Genomic DNA, 887 nt, shown 5'->3' with positions numbered 1-887 from the left:
CCTACATACATTATGCACGAAAACTTTCGGTTAGGCACTTATGAATTTACTTCGCTATTTACTGGTCATTTTTATCAGCTTTCTTGTATTAACGACTGATACATTTGCCAATGAAAAAAACAATACTTCCCGCGCATTAGCCGCCAGCGAACAGGAAGAAGTTAACGCTATTAACCAACTATCAAGCCCCGATGGCCCAGAAATTCAAGGACAACGAAATAGAGGTAGTGAACTTACCGGCATCATGGTCGACCGTACCGTCACCATGGCAGGTAAGACCTTTTATCGCGCTTTCAGCCAGCGGGCAATGGATAACCTCATTATCGGTAATGCCACGATTACCATTCAAGAACGTCCCGATGCCCGCTGGGGCAGCCAAATTGCCATCGTGGAAGGCAATCGGATGTACTTCAGAACACAGCTCTCTCCCAGGATTAGCGAAGCTGACCGCGTAGCAGGAGAAGCTGTCAATATCGTTGAGGAGGCACTTCTCCAGCAGCAGCTGGCATCTGCTCTTACCTCAGATAAAGACTTGGGAAAAGAGGAGTTATTCTAATGAAAAACTATAGAAAAACAGCTTGCGCTACGTTCATAGTGTTAATAGGAATAAGTGTTCACGCGCAATCAGGGGATTTAATTTATAAACCTATTAATCCTTCTTTTGGCGGCGACCCTTTTACAGGTAGTTACCTGTTAGGTAAAGCCCAGTCGCAAGATACCAATACAGATCCAAATGCACGTAGGGGGCAAACATTATCATCCACCGAGCGCTTATTACAAAGTTTAGAAAGTCGGTTGATATCACAGCTCATTTCCGATGTTAGCCGCGGTGAAGTCAGTGAAGGTAAGTGGTTATGCAAAAGTTATCGAGTTACTTTTTCCGTAAT

At 44.3% G+C, this 887-nt stretch carries 2 protein-coding genes; both read left to right on the top strand.

Annotation, left to right across the window (positions count from 1 at the left end):
* Positions 1–40: 40 nt before the first annotated feature.
* Complete coding sequence (locus INT19_RS00025) at positions 41–556, top strand: CsgE family curli-type amyloid fiber assembly protein (RefSeq protein WP_146942209.1); 516 nt, start codon at positions 41–43, stop codon at positions 554–556.
* Positions 556–887, top strand: a 332-nt coding sequence (locus tag INT19_RS00020; protein ID WP_193059248.1) for a curli assembly protein CsgF, incomplete at its 3' end; no start/stop codon positions are given. The genes INT19_RS00025 and INT19_RS00020, both read left to right, overlap by 1 nt.

It is taken from the genome of Halomonas sp. 3A7M (genome assembly GCF_014897875.1).
GTDB lineage: Bacteria > Pseudomonadota > Gammaproteobacteria > Pseudomonadales > Halomonadaceae > Vreelandella.
Note: the sequence above shows the minus strand (reverse complement) of the source record. Positions and strands in the feature narration are given on the sequence as shown.